The following is a 21,480-nucleotide window of genomic DNA, read 5'->3' on the forward strand; positions in this document are numbered from 1 at the left end:
ACACAACTCACCCGATGCACACCTTCTTCCCTCTTATTCTGGCTATGATAGCCGTCATCGTACTCCTGAACATGTGGGCTGCGAGACTCCGAATCGCTTACCCCATACTTTTGGTTATCGGCGGGCTACTGATCAGTTTTATACCTGGATTACCGGTAGTAAGAATTAATCCTGATCTTATTTTCTTTATATTTCTCCCTCCCCTGCTTTTTGAAGCTAGCTGGTCCATCTCCTTTAAAGAGATGAAAAAATGGTGGCGCATCATCGGTAGCTTTGCTTTCCTTGTCGTCTTTTTCACAGCGTTATCCGTAGCCTTGGCAGCGAATTACTTTATTCCCGGCTTTACGATTGCACTTGGATTTCTGTTAGGCGGCATTGTATCCCCACCGGATGCTGTGAGTACCGGAGCCATCACCAAATTTGTAAAAATCCCCAAGTCAACATCTGCCATTCTGGAAGGAGAAAGTCTGCTCAATGATGCATCCTCATTGATTATCTTCCGCTTTGCGTTAGTGACAGTGGGCACCGGACAGTTTATCTGGCACGAAGCAACACTTAGTTTTCTTTGGATGGTGGTGGGCGGTGCAGGTATAGGACTGGTACTGGCCTGGCTATTTGTGCAGGCACACAAACGTCTTCCGACAGATGCCGCATCTGACATCACCCTCACGCTCATCGAACCGTACATCATGTATTGGATAGCAGAGCAGGTACACAGTTCAGGAGTGATGGCTGTTGTATGTGGTGGACTGTTTATGTCTGCCCGAAGGTTGATATTCCTCAACAGCACCAGCCGTATCAGAGGTTACAGCGTATGGGAGAGTTTTGTATTTATTCTCAATGGCACCGTTTTTTTCATCATAGGTCTGGAACTTCCGGAGATCGTAGAAGGTCTACGTTCCAAAGGCATCCCCCTCCGTACAGCTATAGGATATGGAGTCCTGGTAACTGTTGTACTCGTTGCAGCCCGTATCGTCAGCTCGTATGCAGCGATGATGGCCACCCTTATTTTTCGTCCCAATGTGGCGCCGCGTGCTACTTCCAGAAGAAGACAGTTGCTCATGCCTCTGCTACTAGGCTGGACAGGTATGCGGGGTGTAGTCTCTTTAGCAGCGGCATTATCCATACCTGTTGCTTTCGACAATGGCATGGCATTTCCATATCGCAATCTGATCTTATTTATCACCTTTGTAGTTATATTGCTCACCCTTGTTGTTCAAGGACTTACGCTCCCCTATTTTATAGAAAAAAGTGGTTCATTCGGCGCATTTATAAACGAGGAAAAAGAAAAATCAGCCAGACAAAAAATGAAACAGGATCTGAAACAACATACCTATCAGTTTCTAAAACACAAATATGACAATGAACTGAAAGGGCATGCAGGCATGGATCTGATCATGAAACATTGGGAAGAAAAGACAAAAGCAGCTGATGACAGCTGGATGAATGAAAAGACAAAAGCTGTTTTCTATGAACTGCTCGAAAGTCAGCGTCAGTTTCTTACCGAATTAAATAAAGATCCGGCAGTAAATGAGGAAATCATCCGGCAGCAGCTCTATCAGATCGATCTGGAAGAAGAACGATTAAAAGTTATTTAAAACAAAACATATGACATGTCGTTACAGTAATGTATAACAATAAATATGAAATCAGGACATAAACTGTTACTCTTTATTTTAAGTGTATTTTGCATGAGCTGTACTTTTGGAAATAATGAAAGTAAACAGAACAACATGACTGCAAAAGTAAAATACAAAAGCAGTCCTTCCGAATCTGATACACTATGGGTCTCTCAGCATGACACGACGGTTTTCAGAAGAGAAGAGGTTATGATAAGCCGTCCCTGCAGCAATCCGGAATTAGAAGAGCGATTTGAATTGATAAAACCCATCAATGAAGCTTATTATTACATATATGATAATAATAAACAATTAATAATGGAAGGAAAGTATACTTACGAGGGTATCCAAAGCAAAGAAGGAAACTTTTATAATTCGAAAAGTTATTATTACAAAACGAACGGAGACCTGAAGTCTATACATTACAGAGAAGATGGCAGAGATATAAAAACAGAATCTTTTGATGGTAATAAAAGATTGAAAGAAATAATGTACAGAGATAAAAAGTCAGGGAATATCCAAAAAGTAGAAATTTACAGTAACGGAAAACTAAAAGAAACAAGGGTATATAAAACTTTTGATACTTATAATACCATTATAGCCAGCCATTAAACGATAATTTGGCACTCCATTATGAAATAAATTCAGCTTATTCTGTAAGTGGTTCTCCGGCGCTCCTGATTTCTTACAAACTCAACAGCCACTGATTACCAAACCAACACCCGTATACAAAGCAAAAGTTGACTGATTTTGAAATCAGCCAACTTTAAAAGCACCGGTTTACCCTGAAAAACTAAAAACTCAATTATGAATATTTTTAAAGTACACTCTTTGTCAGAGCGACACTCGTGCTGTTAGGATCGTTCCTGCATTATACCTCCATCTGTTCTGGCATCAGATTTCTTGCTTCCAGTTTCTCTCTTTTGCGATGTCTTCTTTCATAATGATATCTGATCATTTTCAATTTATAGTAATCATAAAAAGCAATAACCAACAATACAAAACAAACGACATAAAAAGCCTTATTTCCGATATAGTTGTAAACCAGTCCGCTGGTCAGTCCGCCAATGATATACGCGAATAATATCGTGAGCAATAAGTGAAATTTCTGCACCAATGCCTTATTCCGACGGTTTTCCCTTTTGGCAAACATGGACACCAGAATAGCAAGATCCGTAGACAGACCTGTAAGGTGTGTCGTCTTGATCACAGAATTGGAAATACTTGCCGTAAGACCATTTTGAAGTCCCATCGCAAATAACAATGCCCCTACTAAAAATTCTGTCTCCTGTAAGGTCTCTTGATAAAAGAATTCCAGGTAGATTCCCACACCGAGTATACTGATAATCTCCAGCATGATAGGTACGGCATGCGAGACATACTGGCTCCACCTGCCTTTACCATGAATAATCAAACTATTGGAAACCAGACTTCCGATAAAGAAAAGTAAGATCCACAAAAGTACGACCGCACCCTGATACCAATTACCTTTGGATACCTCCTGTGAAAAAACAGCATAATACCCCGTAATATTCGAGGTAAAGGAGAAAAAGACAATCACGGACACGACATTAGTCATGCCCGCCGAGTAAGCTGTCAAGCCACCCAGCCACATGTTGTCCTGTTGTGTTCTATGATTACTATACTTTCTTAGCATAATTATTTTCTAATTCTTTTCTTTTTAAAACTATTTTTACAACTCCTTTGACCTGCAGATCCAGATTAAAATGCAACTCCATCTTATCTCTTGTCAGGTTTTGAATCTGAAAACTCTCAATTTTTCTTCCGTCCTTGCGGAGTTCCAGAATATGACCGCGACCTTTGATATACCATTGCAGGCTATCTGTATCCTGCTCAGAAAGAATGCTTCCATCCTCTGCAAAATGCCATACATTCATATGATAAGGTACGACCTGATCAAAGATTTCCAATTTCATCTGCTCATTGATATAACCGCTTTGACTACCGGTCTTATTATTATAGTCGGACTTCTCAAAATACCACCCCACTTCTTCCCATTCCCCCTGAATAAGTTTTTCTGGGCTTCTGGAGAATAAAACGCCTGTCAATGCAACCATCAACAAGGAAATGATCAATACATAATTGATCTTCGTTAAAGTAGATTTACTAATACGTAACATCATATTGACTTCTAAAAAATAAATCAGCAATTTCATTTTGTTCAGCATGCTGCTTCTCTGAAAGTGAAGAGTCAGACAGTACGGATAAAAATGGTGCAGCTTTCATTAATGGACGGTGAAGGTCCAGATAATGTTTGTGCGTACAGGTACTGTAATGCTCTTCGTGCAATATGACTTCATGAATATGATTTCCTTTGAGGTAATTACGGATATAGTTAGGGTTATCGGAAGTAAGCACATCTGCATACAGACCGCTGATCTTCTCTCCGAAGCGGTTCTCTATCATCTGGCATCCTTTTATAAACTCTTCAGATTGTATCTTCTGCAGATACTCTTCCTTCGAGAAAATAAACAGTTCAGTCATAAATGAACCGGAGCGCATACCATATGCGAGTACAACCTCTACCTGAGCCGCGGGCTCCTCTTCTAATACGGTAATCAGAAACTGTAAAGAATGGATGCTGAAATCCGTCGGTATCAATATTCTTTTTGCCTTTGCCATAGTACTTACAAAAGTATTACAGCACTATTGCAGCAGCATTAACCGCACATTAGAAGTTCATTAGACTTTTAAGAGAGAAATTAAAATGAGATTAAAATGCTTAAAACAGATTAAAACCGGATTAAAATCAGACAAAAAGAGAAGGCAATTCGATAGTGACAGTAGTTCCCTACCCTTCTATTGAGCTCACCCGCAACTGACCGTTGTGCATATGTATAATATTACGGGCCAGCGGCAAACCTATTCCGTAGCCAGAATAATTAAGTGTATTTGAGGCTCTGAAATATGGATCATAGATATGTTTGAGTTCTTTCTCAGGGATACCGATACCATTGTCTTTGATAACAATGACAACCTTATCCTTTGAGGCTCCCAAAGCGATATAAGCAGTCTGATCGGAAGAATACTTACAGGCATTGGAGATGATATTAGAGAAAGCCAGATGCAGCAGAGGAAGTACACCATTTACTTTGAGACGCATGGAATCTTCCGGCAGCAAACTGAAATCTGTTTTAATCCTGAATTTATTGTTTATTTGCTTGACCATTAATTCGGCATCCATTACAGCCTGATCGACACGTGTTGGTTTAAAATTGATTTTATTTCCTTCATATCCTGTACGGGCCAGTAGCAGAAGGGCATGTGTTTTTTTCTCCAGATGTCCGGCTGCATCCATTATTCGGGAGAGTGCCGTTCTGTATTCCTCATCCGTTCTTTGCTTGGAAAGCGCAAGATCAGCTGTTACAATGATAGAAGTAAGTGGTGTATTTAATTCATGCGAAGCATTACTTATAAAGTTCTTCTGTGTTTCAAAAGAAGTTTCTATCCTGTTGAGCATGCTGTTGAAAGTAGCGGCCAGTTTATTAAGTACGCTTTTATCTTTTGATTCATTCAGTCGGAGATAAAGATTCTCTGAGCCTATAATCTCTACTTCCTTGATGATCTTATGAATAGGTTTCAGAAAAGAACGCTTCACAATCATTGAAATAACGATGATCAGCAAACAGGCAAACAGAAGACTGATAAACAACAAATTACGAAGGTAAGCCAAATGGTGCGTATAGAAATAATTTTCAGCAGATACGCCGATCAGATAATGACGACCACCCTTTTGGTAAATATTAGTAGAATAGAAAATTTTGCCGTCTTTAAAATTACTGGGTCCGTTTTTGCTGATTTCACCGGACAGATCGGTCGGAAACTCTACAATAGAACGAAAATTACCCTGCTTATCAATCTCCGCCATAAACTCCTTCTGATTGAACAGATTCTCAATATATTCTGTCTGAAGATGCTGCTGATCCCCGCTATGATCGGTATTCAGCAAGCGCTCTGCAGCAAGCTTACGGCGCAGTTCTAATCGTTTATAGAAATCACTGAATGCAAAATTAGAAATAGAATAGAATATGAATGTGACAAACAGAACGGTATAAACAATCAGGATGCCAATAGAAAAGTAAAGTGTCTTATTGTAACTGCGCATATATTTATTTATTCATCTCCTTTGAGAACATATCCCATACCAATTACCGTATGAATCAGTTTCATAGGACTGTGTTTTTCTATTTTACGGCGCAGGTAGTTGACATATACATCGACAACATTAGAGCCTATATCAAAATTGATCCCCCACACCTCATCCAGCAATTCGCTTCGCATAAAGACTTTTTTAGGCGATCGCATAAAAAGCAGTAAAAGGCGATACTCGGTAGAGGTCAGGTTGAGTTCCTGATCATTACAATAAGCTACTTTTTGATAATCATCCAGTTTTAATACACTGTAACGATATACTTCATTTTTGAGCTGACTTTGTACAGATTTTGAAATTTCGGACTTCCGGCGCAGCAAGGTTCTTATCCTTGCCTTCAGCTCTATAAGTTTAAAAGGTTTGGACATATAATCATCCGCACCATTATCCAGTCCCAGTACTACATTTTCGGGACTTCCAAGAGCAGTCAGCATCAGTACCGGAAGATCCGTATATCCCGAATCCCGGATAGCTTTACACACATCCAGCCCGTTCATTTGAGGTAACAAAATATCCAGAATAACCAGATCCACAGCCTTTGTCCGCACTATTTCTAATGCCTTAAGTCCATCCATCGCATGAATGACTTTGTATCCGTCCTCTTCTAATCCCTGAATAACCAGTTCAGCGACATTTTGTTCATCCTCTACTAACAGTATTTCGTTCATTTCTAAGCTTCTTCTCTATTATTATATCTTCAACAGATACCCCAAGCTATAAAAATAATTATTTAGAGCAGATTTACCAATTATCATGGACTTTTCTTTATTCCGTAAAATAAAACATAAAAAAAGGGGCTTTGTTAAAAGCCCCTCAATCTATTGTTTCTATATTACTTCTTATCCCACCATACTTTGGACAGGAATGAATCACCGTTAGACATCCGCTCTACTGCAGCTTTATAATTTGCTTCATTAAGCTGAGCTTCTTCTGAAGAATATATTGCTCTTCGCGGAATCTTACCGTTTGTAGAGCCTTGCATAGGTCCCGGAGTCAACACAGGATAACCTGTTCTCCTCCATTCTGCAAAAGCTTCAAAATTACGACCAAACAAGTGTATCCATTTTTGTGTCTGGATCTTTTCTAAACGTTGATCTGCAGATAAACCGTTAAAAGATAAGACCTGATCGATGTAGGTTTGCGGAACAGTAGCCATATTGTAGGGTGACACGGCAAAAGCTGCCTTCACAGCATCTTGAAATGTTTTTTCAGCATCTACCTGATCCCAGCCCAATAAAGCTGCTTCTGCTCTGAAAAAAGCAACTTCAGAATATGTAAGAGCATAACTCGGAATCGGTGCAAAAGAGATACTAAACCACGTTTTTGTGGATGCCGTAGAGTAATTAGCGCGAATCACCTGTGCTAACTGATTATCTGTAAGCGCCACCCCTATTCCTTCGTATTTATCTGTTCCTGTACCCGCCGAACTCGCTGTGGGAGCGGCTATCAGCGGCAGACGGGGATCATTGTAATTCTTAAGTGTATTCACTAGTGTATTAGCGAGATAACGAATATCCGAACTACCTGTAATAAACTGACGTAACATTGGGTTGTAGTTCTCAGCCTGTGCGTTATTAAAAGTCGGAACCGCAGCATTGTCTGCATTTGAACTCAATAATCCATACGGAGAAGCAATAGCTTCCGTAACCGTCTTTTGTGCCAGCTGCGCATTGGCGAACCGTATACGCATACCCAGCTTCAGCTTAAGAGAGTTTCCAAACTTAGCCCATTTAGACACATTACCTCCATAGAAAAAGTCAGCCGTTCCGTACGAATTATCAGCCACATTCAGTCTGGCAAGAGCCACATCCAGTTGCTGGATCAGCACCGGATAGATATCCTCCTGTTTGTCAAATGCCGGTGTACGCTCTATCGCTCCCGCATCCTGAGTCACTGCAGAAAAAGGTATATCTCCGAATAGATCTGTCATACGTTGCCAGATATAGATTTCATAGATCCGTGCTATAGCCAGTTTACTGCGACCTTCCGGCAGATCTTCTTTACCTTTTAATTCCTGACGGATCTGCATCAGATTTTTCAGCAAATCATAGTGCTGTGACCAGATCGCATTCTCTGGTGCTTCGATATATCTCGATGTCGGAACAATCGGACCTCCCGCCCAATGCTGTACCCAGGATCCAAATTTATTATTCGGCAATTCGCCGGACTCATAGAAACTACCGTCCCGGAGAGAACGTGACAGCAGAAGTCCCGGATCTATTGTCGTGACAGAGGTCGGCGGTTTATTGATCTGTTCAAAATCTTTTGTACAGCTGTTTAATAAGACAGAACCGATAAATAGTCCCAAACTTACTTTATATATGTTACTACGTTTCATTTTTCCGGATATTAAAAGTTTACAGATAAATTGATTCCAATATTACGCATCATCGGTAAGGAAGTAGACTCTATACCGATAGAAGAGTTATTGGTATTGAAGGAAGCCGATTCAGGTGAAAATCCATCTGTTTTACGTTGAAAATAGAATAGATTACGTCCATATACACCGACTTTAGCACCTTGTATATATTTCGGAGGCAGTATACCTTTTGGCAGACTATAGGACAGGCTGATTTCGCGCATAGCAATATAACTTCCGTCATTAAGCATTTCCTCGGATACCATCACTTCCTTTTCTCCTGCCACCACATTCCAGTAATCCTGTGCCCTTACCTGCATAGTATTCTGCACACCTGAATTTTTCCAGGTATTATCCGGCTGTAAAGTGCCAAGATATCCTGATGCTACATATGTACCGTCACGGCCTTCGACTGTCTTATTAGATACACCGTAGATGATTTGCTCCCGGTTAGACTGAGAGAAGATCAAGCCTCCCTGACGGATATCAACCAGTGCATATAAGGCTATACCTTTGTATCGGAATGTATTGGAGAATCCACCCAGCCATTTCGGTTGTGCATTCCCCAGATCAGTAGTGACACGTCCTGCAGTACGAAGCGGCAGACCTGTATTAGGATCAATCAGTCTGTTTCCATTTTCATCTTTGATCCAGGCAAACTGCGTACCTATAAGCTGCCCGAAAGGCTTACCTACCTCAGCTACGACATTAATGCCCCGATCCGATCCCAACAGGAAGACATCGACTCCGGGAGCCAGAGATTTAACCATATTGCGGTTGCGGTTAAAGTTGAAAGATGTTTCCCACTGAAACCCTCCTGCTGTTTTTACCGGAGTACCTCCCAGTACAAACTCTATCCCTTTATTCGAGATCTCTCCGGCATTAATACGGTTCACCTTAAACATACTTGAAGGCGCAATCGGAATATCTAAGATTTGATTTTTAGTATTGGCATTGTAATAAGTAAAAGAGAAGTTCATCCGGTTATTCAGAAAACGCAGGTCAGCACCAAACTCGACTGAAGTAGTCAGTTCATTTTTCAGATCTGGATCAGGAATTACTTCTGTAAAAGTTGCCAGTGGCACACCTCCGTGTGTATACTGATTCAGGCTATAAGCTCCTGTAAGCTGATAAGGGTTACCTGAACTACCTGCTTGTGCCCATGAAGCTCTGACTTTCAGAAATGAAAGCGCTTTTGGATTGAATTTCCATATATCCGACAGAACCAAACTACCGCTGACGGAGGGATAGAAAAAGGAATTGTTATTCTTAGATAAAGTAGAAGACCAATCGTTACGTGCTGAAAAATCCAGAAAAGCATAATCTTTATAGCTGATCTGCCCCGATCCGTAAACCGAATTAATCTCCGATTCAATGAGATTAAAGATATATGAATTTGTAGTTGTATTATTGATCACGTACAGATCCGGAACAATAAACTGATTTCCTGTGTTTCCGGTATTTCGCATAAACCGGCTGAGATGACTGGCTCCGGCATTCAGTGAAATCCTGATATCTTCCGTAGCACTGAAACTGGAACTTAGCAGTGCATCGAGGTTATTTTCTCTGGACCGGATAATCTCCTCCCGGATATCGCCTTTTCGATTGAGACTCTGGTATGTGCCGATCGGACGATAACGAAACCGCTGATCCGTATACAGATCCGTACCTCCCGTAGCTGTGAGTCGTAACCAGGGTGCAAACTCGTACGACAGTCTTAACAAACCAATCAAACGATCACGTCTGTCCGTATTTCTGTTTTCATGTATCGTCCAGTACGGATTGGCTGTAGAACTGTTGGTTGCATATGTTTTCTCCAATCCCTCAAATAAGTTTGAAAAACCCAACTGATTATCAATATCATGCTTCGTCCACTTATAATCTGCCAGCACATCCATGCCCATACTTCTTGGCTGAGAAATCAGCAGATAAGCCGGATTGTCCGATGCATCAGATAGTGTAGGCCGGTTAACACCCTCCTGCATAATATAATTAGCTTTGACATCTATGCTGAATTTATCCGTGATTTTGGCTTGCGTACGCAGGTTCAGACTGTTACGGTTTATAGTGTTAGTCGGCACATATCCTTTGATATTTGTATTGGCATATGAAAACCGATAGTTGATCTTTTCATTACCTCCGTCTACGCTCAGGTCATTTACAAATTGTTTCTCCGTATCAAAAAAATCGCCATATGTATTCGGTTTCGGAGTGAAACTTAAGACATTTCCAAACTGATCCTCATACTGCTGTCCCTCCATTTTCGCTCCCCATGATGACCGCATCAATCTGTCCCTGCCCGCACTCATTTTGGGCATACCGGAATAATTGTTGGCAATAGCGTCTGCCATTGTCACAATCGTACCATCGGTCTTTCTGAAATGTGTAAAATTACCGTTTAAACCCTGCCCGTATACATTCTGAAAATCCGGAAGTACAAGAGCCGTACCTATAGAAAAATCACTGTTAAAATTGATATTTAAGCCTCTGCCTGCTTTTCCTGTTTTAGTTGTGATAAGAATAACACCATTTGAACCCCGCTGTCCATATAATGCCGCAGCATTAGGACCTTTCAGAACCGAAATAGTTTCGATATCCTCCGGATTAATGTTACTGATACCATCTCCGTAATCTGTTCCACCGGAACTCCCTGCGGCACCGTAATTCTGATTGTCAATCGGCACACCATCCACGACATAAAGCGGCTGACTATTGCCGATCAATGAATTATTACCACGGATAATCACTTTCGATGAACCACCGGCTCCTGATGCTGCACGGCTTACCTGTACACCGGCTACCTTACCCGACAGGGCATTGGCCACATTCGCTTCTTTCCCCTGTGTCAGCTCATTTCCTTTTAATTCAGCCACAGTATATCCCAAAGCTTTTTTCTCCCGTTTGATACCCAAAGCTGTTACCACGACCTCCTCCAGCACATCATTTCTGGATTCCAGCGTAACACTGATAGCAAGTTTGTCATTGCTTTTGATCGCATAGCCTGTAAGCTCCTTTTTACTGTAACCCAATGAACTGATTACAAAAGTATATCCTCCGCCCGCAGGAATTCCTTCAAATACAAATACCCCCTCAGCATCAGTTGTACTGCTTTTACGAAAAGCCGTCAATTTATTTTCTATCGTAATAGTAGCACCGGATATTTTCACTCCCTGCTCATCACGCACCAGACCGGATACGGATGCATTCGTCTGCGCCTCTGAAACCGATACTCCGATCAGCATAGACATGGCCAAAGCATAAGACAGCTTTGGATTTAAGGATGGCCGCTTTATCCATAAATGAAAGGTAAGCCCCATCCCTGGTACAAAAAGTCTGTTTTTTTTCATAATCTGATTCAATAAAGTTGTTACTGTAAATGTTATCGCTTATACATGAATATTCTGTTATTCGGATTTATTTATTTCTTGTTTCAACTGTGCCCCCTTCCCGTTATCATCGATCTGCAGGATCAGGTGATGCAGCACGGCTATATCATTCAGGATGACCCGGTAATTATCAGCATTTCGTTCATACCTTCCTGAAAAGTGAAGCTTTTCTATACCCGCTATTGACCAGCGCGTATCCGTACCGTAAGCCTTGTCTATTTCGCTGAGTACTTCGGCTAACTTCTTATTCTTAAATGCCAGTTCTTCAGGTTTTGACACAGCAGGGACATTTTTTTGATCCGGTGATACAGGAGCTTTCTTAGGAACATCAGCCAATAGCGAAAGCGTTGACAACTGAATATTGACTTCTTCTCCGGGCCGGAGGATCTGACTTATATATTGACCATTTATTTTTTCCTGATAATCTTCCACACGAATAGAACCCTCTAACAATCGTATTACCACATGTTTAGCCTGCCGGGGAGCATCTACTATAAACTGTGTACCGAGTGCCGTCGTAACAAGCCGGTCCGAATACACCATAAATGGCTTTGTCTTATCCTTATGAACAGAAAACTTTGCCTTTCCGACCAGCCAGACCTCACGTTTGTTTTTCCACTTAAAATTTTCGGCATAACGCAGTTCCGCATTCGGATAAAGTAATACCGAACTGCTATCACTCATGACAATATTCATGGGTTGATTACTCGCATTGATACGATACAGTGTAGGAATTTCTCTCTGAATTCCTGTTATAAGCGGAGCCTGATCATGCCGGGTAGCACGCTCTCCCAGAGCACATACAAGAAGCAATATTGCGGCAGCTGCCACTCTGTACAAAAATGAAAGATACAGACGTGGTTGCAACTCTTCTTCCTGCAACTGCTGAACAATCAGTTGAAAGATTTCATCCTGTCGTGACTCATCATACGAGTTATCTTCAGACCATTCTGTCCACTCCTCTTCCGGGAAGAAAGCTGCCGCATCTTCGCCATGCTCTTCCAGATATGACTGTACAAAAGCATGTTCTTCAGGCGTGCACCGGCCTTTTAAAAATTTATTGATTAGTTCTCTACTGATGTTCATCTGATAGGTATACGATGTCAGTACGCATCCCCCCTAGTCAGCAGTGAAAAAAATTAAAAAAAGAATAGCAGAAAGAATAAGTTTTTTTTGAGCACCTTCAGAGCAGAAGCGATATGGTTCTCTACGGTGCGGACAGAGATCTGCAGACGTTCTGCGATTTGGGCATAAGTCTGATGTTCAAAGCGACTCATCCGGAATACATTCTGACGCATGGGAGGCATACGGTCGACCTCTCGCCTTAAGCGTTCCATATTTTCGCGGTCTTCTACTTCTGTCTGATAATGATAATCCAAAGATCCTTCCCACAAACTATCGTTACGGCTATATCGTGCAGATTGCCTCATATAATCGATCATGACCGAACGGGTAACACAGAATAACTGAGCTTCCCACTTGATATGTTTGAGATCATACTGGCTGTTCTTCCATATTTTGATAAATACCAATTGTACAACCTCTTCAGCCACAAAGGTTGAACCCGTTTTTTTGAGCACATAGGCATACACACGGGTATTCCATGCTTTGTAAAGCGATTCAAAGGTGGTAAAATCAGAGGTCTGATCAGTAAAATCAGCCGACATAACTAAATATTAAGGTGTGAACTGTGGCTAAAAATAGGTTTATCATTTTACCGCAATGTAAAGCGTATGTTAACATTACACTTTGCAATATTAACATACAGCTATGCGGCAGATATAAAGATAGAAATGATTTTTTAATTTTTCATCATTACCTCTGGTAACCAAGCAGTAAAGCCAGATCAAAATATAATCTGGCCTCAACCACTAAACCTCAATAAAAAAATACAGTGAATCGGTCTGCAGCTAACCTGTTTTGTAAGATTTATCAGACCTGCACGCTGCTTTTCACTTTCCAGCCACCGGATTGTTGCTGGATATTCCATAGTTTCTCATATTTCCCCTGCTTGCTGATCAGCTCTTCATGCGTCCCTCTTTCCAGTACAGCTCCATTTTGCAGCACCAGTATCTGCTGAGCTTTCTGAATAGTAGCCAACTTGTGCGCAATGACTATTACTGTTCTGGATTTGACGAGTTCCAGAATAGCCTGCTGAATGTAGATCTCATTTTCAGGATCCAGACTTGCAGTAGCTTCATCGAGCAGTACAATAGGAGCATCTTTCAGCAAGGCTCTTGCAATGCTGATACGCTGTTTTTGTCCTCCGGACAACATACATCCTTTCTCACCCACACGCGTATACATACCATTAGGAAATTCCCATGCAAAATCCAGAACCATTGCTTTCTCAGCAGCCTCAATAATCTCTTCTGAGCTGGCATCCGGCTTACCGATCTTAATATTATTGTAGATCGTATCATCAAACAGATAGACCTCCTGAAAGACCTCGCTGATTAGCGAATAGAACCTGTCCTGATTAATATGACGGATATCTACCCCTCCTATTTTTATAGATCCGCTATTAACATCCCAGAAACGGGCGATCAGCGAAGCAATCGTCGTCTTACCGGATCCGGAGTGACCGACCAATGCAAGCATGGACTGCTCGGGAACATGAAATGTAAGATCACGTACTGTCATACGGTCCTTATAACCGAAACTGACCTGATCAAATTCGATATCAAAACGCGTCGGAAACTCATTTCTGTCCGTTTCCATAGTAGGTTCTTCCAGTACATTGATAATCCGGCCGAGACTCTCATTCATATACCGCAGGGTGAGATAATCCACCATTAATACCTTTAATGGGTTATACAGATTATAGCCCATAATCAGAAAAGTGATCAACACAGGAATAGTAATGCTGCCCTGCGAAAGATAATACAATCCCAAACCTAACATAACGACAAATCCAACCTCAAAAAATACAGAAGCGGTGACTAGAAACGGTCCGGGAACAGCTTCAAGACGTATGCTTCTTTTTCGCAGTTCATCAAAAGCATTTTCAAGATTTTTGTTCTTATCCCCGACCAAACCATAAGATTTGAGATGGAGAATTCCCTGTACATATTCCAGAAATTTAGATCCAACACTATTGCGTGCTGCAATCTGTTTTTTGCCTAAGGAAGAAACCAGACTATTGGAAATCAGCAATACCGGATATATCAACGGAAGCACAGCAAGCAGGCAAAGTGCCAGACGCCAGTCGTAAGCAAACAGGAAGATGGATAAAACTGTTGTTCCGAAAATAGCTGATGCCAGGTTTCCGACACTGTGTCCGAAAATCCCTTCAAAACTGGCAACATCCTGCAACACAATACCGGCTATCTCTCCCGGATCTTTCTGCTTAAAAAAACCTAAAGAAAATTTCTGAAGACGATTGCCAAGCCTGATCCGCAATTGATTCGCAAGCCCGTATACCAGCAAATTAGAACCTACCATTGTCTTCGAAGCAATAAAAAACTGTGTGATCAGCATTATACTCATCAGGATCACAGCTCCTGATACTCTTGTCATGTCCGGCTTATCAGAAAACAGTTCCCAGATTACGACCAGCAAAATACCTGAAGGCGCAGCCACAAAGATGCTGTGCAAAATCTCCCAAAAAATCATCTTGCGTGTTCCTCCGGGATTCAGAGCAGTCACATATCTCAAATGTTGTATCATATTATTTTATACTTATATACTATGTATTATTCAATTAAAAGATCAGGACAGTCATGTCCTTAAAAGGCATATTATCCATTATATTACAAATTCTTTAGCCCGGGTATGTGCATTCCACATACGTTGGTATAACTCACTTTCTTCCAGCAATACTTCATGCGTACCCTGATCCGTCAGGTTTCCTTTATCAAATACCAGTATCGAATCTACGTCCGTAATCGTACTGAGCCTATGCGCAATAATCAAAACCGTCTTATCCTTAATCAGTTCGCTGAATGCCTGCTGTATCTTATACTCACTTTCGGGATCTGCAAAAGCTGTTGCTTCATCCAAAATCAGAACAGGAGCATTTTTGAGAATGGCTCTGGCCAATTGGATCCGTTGCTGTTCACCTCCGCTCAGGTGTACCCCATCCTGTCCGAATAAAGTTTCATAACCTTCAGGGAGAGACAAGATCTCTTCATGAATCTGTGCTGCTTTGGCAGCCTGCATAACTTCTTCATAAGTCTTATCCATTCCCATAAGGATATTTTCATACATCGACTGCTGAAACATAAAGCTATCCTGAAAAACAAAAGAAACCAGTTCCATCAACTGTGCAGTAGGATATTCTTTAATATTTATTCCTCCAATACGGATACTGCCGCTATGGATATCCCAAAATCGGGCGATAAGCTGCCCGACCGTACTCTTACCTGCCCCCGAAGGACCCACAAGAGCTACAACAGCTTTTTCAGGAATTTTGAAACTAATATCTTTTAGAACAGAAACCTTATTATCATATGAAAAGGAAACGTTCTCAAACTGCAGGTCAAATACTTCCGGAGTTTGTCGAACTTCTTTTTCAACAAGCCCTTCTTCATCCAGCAGTTCATCCAATTGTTCTACTCCACGATTGATAACAGACAACTGCATTCCCATATTATTCAGGACAAACAATGGCTTGATATATCCGGTACCCAGAATCAAAAAAAGCAAAAGAGTAGCTAAGGTGACTCCGTGGTTAAAGTAGAGATACAGACCCGCAATCAGGACAGGCAACATCGCATTACTCACAAAACTTATAAAAACAGCAAAGGCAGGTGTACTGCTTTTAATCCATTCTCCGACAAATACATTAAACCGGCGAACAGTATTCCCGTATTTTTCAAAAGTCTCCGCAGATGTACCGAAGATCTTCATCACCGGAATAGCACCTACATACTCCACTATACCCGCATTCATATCTTCCAGTGATTGATGATAATTGCGGATAAGCTCTTTGTTCTGACCTCCATATGCCCTCGGAATCCATATCGCCAGTACAATTAACGGGATAAAACTCACAAGGGCTAATCTCCAATCCTGCGTAAACAAAAAGAAAATAGTAATGACCGGTAGCGTTACTCCCTTTACAAAATCTGGAATCTGATGTGCTATAAACGTCTCTATACGTTCCACATCATCTGCCAGCATCTTACGAAGAGCACCTGAACTTCGGTTAAAAAGATATCCGATCGGTAATTTTCCTATTTTACAGATCATAAATTTTCTTAATTCAAAAAGAATGTTGAAAGCCGCCAAATGGGAGACTATAACGGAAATATACAGAACAGCCATACTCAGCACAGCTGCAAGAATAGCGTAACGTATATACTGATCAGAAGAGCCAAAATCTACTGAATCTTTAGTAAGTTCCCGCACAATATAAAAGACAAGTACATACGGGACCAGACTCAGCAAAGCATGTAAAATGGCCAACAGACCCGAAATAATCAATAGTTTTTTTTCTTTACCGGCAATCTCCAGCAACCGGACAATCCCCTTCTTTTTTGCTTTTGTAACTGTATCCATGTTTTATTTAATTATTATATAGTTAATCTCGCGCGCTTTATTTAGAAAGATTCTAAATAATTCACTATATTTGCAAAGGTATTACATCAGGTCGATCTGATCCTTACGCGTCAGGGAGAAAAAATGCCGAATAACGGATTAATTCGCCAGTTAGCACATATTATCTATACAACATGGTCTTAAACCTCTATGCAGACGACATTCCGGATCTTGTACTGTACAAGGACTATCCTAATGCACACCATGCTTCAGACCCCGATATGAGAGAAGAGTGTCTGCATATTGATAATCCGTTTGGGAAGGGGTTTTATAAAGAAGTGTATTTTGATGGCATCCATATTGGTTACGGGGATATTGCACTGGCAAAAAAAACCAGAATTCACTTTGAGAGTGATTTTGAAACGGTCGAAATGCACTTTACACTCAGTGGTGAAAGCATTACCTCTTCAGATGACATGCAGCATCACCTTAATTTCAGCAGCAATCAGCATAATATTATTTATGCCAATAATATATCCGGCCAGATTCAATGGGAGCAACAGGATTTAAAGGTATTTGAGGTCAATCTCCATCCCGCTTTTTTCAAACGTTATTTACCTGAAGAGGGCTCTTTATTCCATTATTTTCATAATGCAATAGCAGCCGGACGCTCTACATTTCTCCATAAACATAATAATCTGATCAATCTGGAAATGTTGCAGATTATTCAGAAAATCATCAACTGTGACCGTAAAGGACTTTTCAAGCGAATGTATCTTGAAGCAAAGGTGATCGAGCTCTTACTTTTACAACTGGAACAGATGAGTTCGGATAATCCTTCCCCTTCTTCTCTCAAAAAATCAGATATAGAGAAAATATATGCCGTCAGGGAGTTTATGCTGCAACATATAGATCAGTCCTATAGTCTTACAGACCTGGCCAGAAGAGTAGGTACAAATGATTTTTTATTAAAAAAGGGATTTAAGGAACTATTCGGTACGACAGTTTTTGGTTTTTGGAATGACACCAAAATGGAGCAGGCACATAAGATGATCCGGGATCAGCACATGAATATCAGTGAAGTAGCTGACGCTGTCGGCTACAAAAATCCACAACACTTTACAGTAGCATTCAAACGAAGATTCGGAATTGCCCCCAGCCTGCTAAAAAGATAATATCCTTCAGCTGTTTCGATTTCTCAGTAATTCTGACTTTTATTCTCTAATTTTAGCGTTCACTTATCTTAAATAAATTCCCTATGGTAAAATTAGGTTATACAATACTATATGTATCTGATGTTACGAAATCAATTCAGTTTTATGAAAAAGCTTTTGGATTAGAGCGAAAATTCATCACACCTCAGAATGATTATGCTGAACTGCTTACCGGTGAAACAACCTTATCCTTTGCCTCCAAAGAATTAGCCGCATCCAATCTTCCTGACGGATTTACGGAAGCAAACCTGCAGATCAAGCCCTTTGCCGTAGAAATAGGATTTGTTACTGAACAGATTGAAGAAGTGCTTGAAACGGCAATCTCTGTGGGTGCTACTGTCGTATCTCCCCTTACAACCAAACCCTGGGGACAACAGGTGGTATACCTGAGAGATACCGATGGATTCCTTATTGAGCTTTGCACGGCAGTACAACATTAGCCAGCCAAAGCCTTATAAAAAAGTATGGAGAATGTTTTTTAAAACACCTCCATACGATTCAACAAACCACCGGAAAATTTTTATCAGAAAGACTCGATTTTAAAACCCGACTTTTCTACAGCTTCTTTAATTTCGCTTTCAGTTATACCATTTGCTTCTACTGTAAGGATTTTATCTGCAGTAGTAGTATCCACCTGCCACTGCTTTATACCTTCCTCCGCATCTAAAAATGGAGTAACCTTAGCCACACAGTTACTACATTTAATATTGGTTTTGAATTTTAATGTATCGTTCATGAGTATTTAATTTATTCTTGTACTACAAATTTCACTACTTTTTATTTATTCTGATTTACATCATTATGGTAATAATGTATAATATTATTTTTTCATTTTCAGCAAAAGACTATTACTTACCACACTCACACTGCTGAGTGCCATTGCAGCTCCAGCAATCATCGGGTTCAGTAAAAAGCCATTTACAGAATACAATACGCCGGCTGCCAATGGAATACCGATAACATTATAGATAAATGCCCAAAACAAATTCTGACGGATTGTAGCTACCGTTTGTCTGGAAAGACGGATGGCTTCAGGGATCTTGGTAAGATCCGAAGAGATAATGGTCATCTTAGCTACATCCATAGCGATATCGCTTCCTTTACCCATCGCTATACTGACATCTGCCTGTGCAAGCGCTGTACTGTCATTGATACCGTCACCCACCATAGCTACAATCTTACCCTGTTGCTGAAGTTGCTTTACAAATTCAGCTTTTTCATGAGGAAGTACCTCTGCTTTATATGCAGTAATAGCAGTCGCAGCAGCAATAGCTTTGGCTGTTGCATCGTTATCTCCGGTGAGCATATACACCGCTATACCTGCCTGTTTTAATTCCTGAATAGCTTGTATCGAAGTTCCCTTGATCTGATCCGCTATTGCAAATAATCCCAGAACATGCTTGTCATCTGAAAACCAGATAACCGTTTTAGATTCATTACTCCATTTATCTGCAGTTTCAGCAATATCATCCGGAATATGGATATCCTGTTCCTGCATCAATTTACGATTACCAACATAGTAAATCGTATCCTGAAAACTTGCCTTTGCTCCTTTTCCGGTTAAACTGTCAAAATCTGAGATAGCCAATGTGCTGCTATCTGCCAGATGTTTGACAACAGCATCTGCGAGCGGATGCTCTGATTGCTTTTCAATACTGAGTAAAACCCGTCTGATATCCTGATTTTCGGTATACCAAAGACTATCTGTGACTACAGGCTTACCCTCTGTAATGGTACCCGTTTTATCCAGTACCACAGCGGTTACTTTTTTAGCCAGTTCAAGGCTTACAGCATCTTTAATCAATATACCTTTCTCAGCACCCTTGCCTATTCCTACCATAATAGCCGTAGGAGTAGCGAGACCTAATGCACAAGGACATGCAATGACCAGCACAGTAGCTAATGCAATGAGTCCCTGTGAAAAACCATTATCTCCGCCCACAAGGATCCAGGTAATAAAGGCAATTATAGCGATCGTAATGACAACAGGTACAAATATTCCGGCGATCTTATCGACCAGTTTTTGTACAGGAGCTTTGCTTCCCTGCGCTTCCTGTACCATCCGGATGATCTGAGCCAGCATTGTTTCAGATCCGACCTTCTCAGCCTTAAATTGAAAGCTACCTTTCTGGTTGATTGTTCCGGCAAAGACAGATTCATTTTCCTGTTTACTTACAGGAACAGGTTCTCCGCTCAGCATGCTTTCATCTACATAAGACTGTCCGCTGATCACCAGTCCATCCACAGCGACCTGTTCTCCCGGTTTGACCAGCAGTATATCTCCGACCTGTACATTGGCGATGGGAGTAATTTGTTGCTCTCCGTTATCCCGGATTATAGTGACGGTCTTAGGTTGTAAACCCATCAGTTTCTTAATAGCTGATGAGGTATTACCTTTAGCTTTTTCTTCGAGCAATCTTCCGAGCAGAATAAAAGTCACAATGACAGCTGCTGCTTCAAAATAAACATGACCATGGATGCCGCGATCTGTCCAAAAGGATGGGTAGACAGTATTAAATACACTGAAAACGTAAGCAATTCCTGATCCCAGGGCAACCAGTGTATCCATATTGGCGGAACGATGCTTCGCTTGTTTCCAGGCATTAATGAAAAAATCTTTGCCATACCACAGGACGACCGGAGTAGAAAGCAGCCACATAATCGGATTTGCATAAGGCATATCCATATAAAACATACCTATAATCACTACCGGCAGCGTTATAATAGCTGCGCCGATGGTTTTCCTTTTTAGCTTATTAAATTTATCCTGATGGATCTCTTCCAGAGTTGCAGCCTGATTATCTTCGTCTTCTATCAAAAGATCATATCCCCCTGACTGTACAGTTTTCTGTATTTGATCCGGATTGGTCATATTTGGAAAGTATTCCACTGCCACAGAGGCTGTGGCAAAATTGACATCTGCACGAACTATACCCGGCAGGTATTTCAGCAAACTTTCTACACTGGAAGCACATGATGCACAGCTCATTTCCAGTACCGGATATGTTTTACGCGTAGTGATCACCTCATATCCGAGATTCCGGATAGCGGAAACAGACTTATTTATGATTTCAGGATCTTTAGCCGTAATTACAGCACGTTGATTATTTAGCTCGACCTTGTGCGTCTGTATGCCGGAGATTTTATCTAATTCTTTGTCAATGATAAGTGCACCATGGTCACTTTCCACATCTGCAAGTGGAATATAAATCGGAGTTTTAGTATCTGCTGTCATGTATATTATTCTTTA

The 21,480-nt window shown here is 41.0% G+C and carries 17 protein-coding genes; 4 read left to right on the forward strand and 13 right to left on the reverse strand.

Annotated features, from left to right (window positions below; genetic code table 11):
* Positions 1-14 precede the first annotated feature (14 nt).
* Together I6J03_RS01285 and I6J03_RS01290 are read left to right on the forward strand one after the other, a co-directional pair.
* Positions 15-1,598 carry a Na+/H+ antiporter gene (locus I6J03_RS01285; protein ID WP_003007596.1) on the forward strand — a complete coding sequence of 528 codons (1,584 nt, stop codon included), beginning with the start codon at positions 15-17 and terminating at the stop codon, positions 1,596-1,598.
* Between the two features lie 93 nt (positions 1,599-1,691).
* On the forward strand, positions 1,692-2,231 hold the full coding sequence (locus I6J03_RS01290; protein WP_157600444.1) for a hypothetical protein: 540 nt from the start codon (positions 1,692-1,694) through the stop codon (positions 2,229-2,231).
* A gap of 259 nt (positions 2,232-2,490) precedes the next feature.
* On the opposite strand, the gene I6J03_RS01295 is transcribed toward I6J03_RS01290, so the two are convergent.
* From I6J03_RS01295 to I6J03_RS01345, 11 genes are all read right to left on the reverse strand, one after another.
* Positions 2,491-3,276, reverse strand: a complete 786-nt coding sequence (locus I6J03_RS01295) for a YoaK family protein (protein ID WP_003007601.1) — start codon at positions 3,274-3,276, stop codon at positions 2,491-2,493.
* Positions 3,260-3,763, reverse strand: a complete 504-nt coding sequence (locus I6J03_RS01300; RefSeq protein WP_003007604.1) for a hypothetical protein — start codon at positions 3,761-3,763, stop codon at positions 3,260-3,262. The genes I6J03_RS01295 and I6J03_RS01300 overlap by 17 nt, the downstream gene beginning before the upstream one ends.
* Positions 3,747-4,262, reverse strand: a complete 516-nt coding sequence (locus I6J03_RS01305; RefSeq protein WP_003007606.1) for a hypothetical protein — start codon at positions 4,260-4,262, stop codon at positions 3,747-3,749. Before I6J03_RS01305 ends, I6J03_RS01300 begins: the two co-directional genes overlap by 17 nt.
* A 169-nt stretch (positions 4,263-4,431) precedes the next feature.
* The gene (locus tag I6J03_RS01310; protein ID WP_201694087.1) at positions 4,432-5,745 is read right to left on the reverse strand and encodes an ATP-binding protein; all 1,314 of its coding nucleotides are present in this window, start codon (positions 5,743-5,745) and stop codon (positions 4,432-4,434) included.
* 8 nt (positions 5,746-5,753) lie between these two features.
* Complete coding sequence (locus I6J03_RS01315) at positions 5,754-6,458, reverse strand: response regulator transcription factor (protein ID WP_003007616.1); 705 nt, start codon at positions 6,456-6,458, stop codon at positions 5,754-5,756.
* Between the two features lie 164 nt (positions 6,459-6,622).
* Positions 6,623-8,128 carry a SusD/RagB family nutrient-binding outer membrane lipoprotein gene (locus tag I6J03_RS01320; RefSeq protein WP_003007619.1) on the reverse strand — a complete coding sequence of 502 codons (1,506 nt, stop codon included), beginning with the start codon at positions 8,126-8,128 and terminating at the stop codon, positions 6,623-6,625.
* Positions 8,129-8,139: 11 nt separating this feature from the next.
* Positions 8,140-11,496 (reverse strand): SusC/RagA family TonB-linked outer membrane protein, encoded by a 3,357-nt coding sequence (locus I6J03_RS01325; RefSeq protein WP_039989961.1) that lies wholly within the window; start codon positions 11,494-11,496, stop codon positions 8,140-8,142.
* Between the two features lie 57 nt (positions 11,497-11,553).
* Positions 11,554-12,621, reverse strand: a complete 1,068-nt coding sequence (locus tag I6J03_RS01330; RefSeq protein ID WP_003007624.1) for a FecR family protein — start codon at positions 12,619-12,621, stop codon at positions 11,554-11,556.
* A gap of 53 nt (positions 12,622-12,674) precedes the next feature.
* The gene (locus I6J03_RS01335) at positions 12,675-13,202 is read right to left on the reverse strand and encodes a sigma-70 family RNA polymerase sigma factor (RefSeq protein WP_003007627.1); all 528 of its coding nucleotides are present in this window, start codon (positions 13,200-13,202) and stop codon (positions 12,675-12,677) included.
* A gap of 265 nt (positions 13,203-13,467) precedes the next feature.
* On the reverse strand, positions 13,468-15,204 hold the full coding sequence (locus I6J03_RS01340) for an ABC transporter ATP-binding protein (RefSeq protein WP_003007630.1): 1,737 nt from the start codon (positions 15,202-15,204) through the stop codon (positions 13,468-13,470).
* A 78-nt stretch (positions 15,205-15,282) separates the two neighbouring features.
* Positions 15,283-17,037 carry an ABC transporter ATP-binding protein gene (locus I6J03_RS01345; RefSeq protein WP_003007632.1) on the reverse strand — a complete coding sequence of 585 codons (1,755 nt, stop codon included), beginning with the start codon at positions 17,035-17,037 and terminating at the stop codon, positions 15,283-15,285.
* Positions 17,038-17,210: 173 nt separating this feature from the next.
* Between I6J03_RS01345 and I6J03_RS01350 the strand changes: the two genes are divergently transcribed.
* On the forward strand, positions 17,211-18,191 hold the full coding sequence (locus I6J03_RS01350) for a helix-turn-helix transcriptional regulator (protein WP_003007637.1): 981 nt from the start codon (positions 17,211-17,213) through the stop codon (positions 18,189-18,191).
* Positions 18,192-18,274: 83 nt separating this feature from the next.
* Positions 18,275-18,670, forward strand: a complete 396-nt coding sequence (locus I6J03_RS01355; protein WP_003007639.1) for a VOC family protein — start codon at positions 18,275-18,277, stop codon at positions 18,668-18,670.
* A gap of 83 nt (positions 18,671-18,753) precedes the next feature.
* Here the strand turns inward: I6J03_RS01355 and I6J03_RS01360 are convergent, their stop codons facing one another.
* Positions 18,754-18,966 (reverse strand): heavy-metal-associated domain-containing protein, encoded by a 213-nt coding sequence (locus I6J03_RS01360; RefSeq protein WP_003007643.1) that lies wholly within the window; start codon positions 18,964-18,966, stop codon positions 18,754-18,756.
* A gap of 84 nt (positions 18,967-19,050) precedes the next feature.
* A complete protein-coding gene (locus I6J03_RS01365; protein WP_003007646.1) occupies positions 19,051-21,465 on the reverse strand; it encodes a heavy metal translocating P-type ATPase in 2,415 nt (804 codons plus the stop codon).
* Between the last annotated feature and the right edge of the window lie 15 nt (positions 21,466-21,480).

The sequence above is a fragment of the Sphingobacterium spiritivorum genome, assembly GCF_016724845.1.
GTDB lineage: Bacteria > Bacteroidota > Bacteroidia > Sphingobacteriales > Sphingobacteriaceae > Sphingobacterium > Sphingobacterium spiritivorum_A.

Bases quoted from the DNA above. Each gene is read 5' to 3' on its own strand.
- I6J03_RS01355 (WP_003007639.1), top strand. From the start codon at position 18,275: ATGGTAAAATTAGGTTATACAATACTATATGTATCTGATGTTACGAAA.
- I6J03_RS01325 (WP_039989961.1), bottom strand. From the start codon at position 11,496: ATGAAAAAAAACAGACTTTTTGTACCAGGGATGGGGCTTACCTTTCAT.
- I6J03_RS01345 (WP_003007632.1), bottom strand. From the start codon at position 17,037: ATGGATACAGTTACAAAAGCAAAAAAGAAGGGGATTGTCCGGTTGCTG.
- I6J03_RS01310 (WP_201694087.1), bottom strand. From the start codon at position 5,745: ATGCGCAGTTACAATAAGACACTTTACTTTTCTATTGGCATCCTGATT.
- I6J03_RS01295 (WP_003007601.1), bottom strand. From the start codon at position 3,276: ATGCTAAGAAAGTATAGTAATCATAGAACACAACAGGACAACATGTGG.
- I6J03_RS01315 (WP_003007616.1), bottom strand. From the start codon at position 6,458: ATGAACGAAATACTGTTAGTAGAGGATGAACAAAATGTCGCTGAACTG.
- I6J03_RS01335 (WP_003007627.1), bottom strand. From the start codon at position 13,202: ATGTCGGCTGATTTTACTGATCAGACCTCTGATTTTACCACCTTTGAA.
- I6J03_RS01365 (WP_003007646.1), bottom strand. From the start codon at position 21,465: ATGACAGCAGATACTAAAACTCCGATTTATATTCCACTTGCAGATGTG.
- I6J03_RS01360 (WP_003007643.1), bottom strand. From the start codon at position 18,966: ATGAACGATACATTAAAATTCAAAACCAATATTAAATGTAGTAACTGT.
- I6J03_RS01340 (WP_003007630.1), bottom strand. From the start codon at position 15,204: ATGATACAACATTTGAGATATGTGACTGCTCTGAATCCCGGAGGAACA.
- I6J03_RS01320 (WP_003007619.1), bottom strand. From the start codon at position 8,128: ATGAAACGTAGTAACATATATAAAGTAAGTTTGGGACTATTTATCGGT.
- I6J03_RS01300 (WP_003007604.1), bottom strand. From the start codon at position 3,763: ATGATGTTACGTATTAGTAAATCTACTTTAACGAAGATCAATTATGTA.
- I6J03_RS01285 (WP_003007596.1), top strand. From the start codon at position 15: ATGCACACCTTCTTCCCTCTTATTCTGGCTATGATAGCCGTCATCGTA.
- I6J03_RS01330 (WP_003007624.1), bottom strand. From the start codon at position 12,621: ATGAACATCAGTAGAGAACTAATCAATAAATTTTTAAAAGGCCGGTGC.
- I6J03_RS01350 (WP_003007637.1), top strand. From the start codon at position 17,211: ATGGTCTTAAACCTCTATGCAGACGACATTCCGGATCTTGTACTGTAC.
- I6J03_RS01305 (WP_003007606.1), bottom strand. From the start codon at position 4,262: ATGGCAAAGGCAAAAAGAATATTGATACCGACGGATTTCAGCATCCAT.
- I6J03_RS01290 (WP_157600444.1), top strand. From the start codon at position 1,692: ATGAGCTGTACTTTTGGAAATAATGAAAGTAAACAGAACAACATGACT.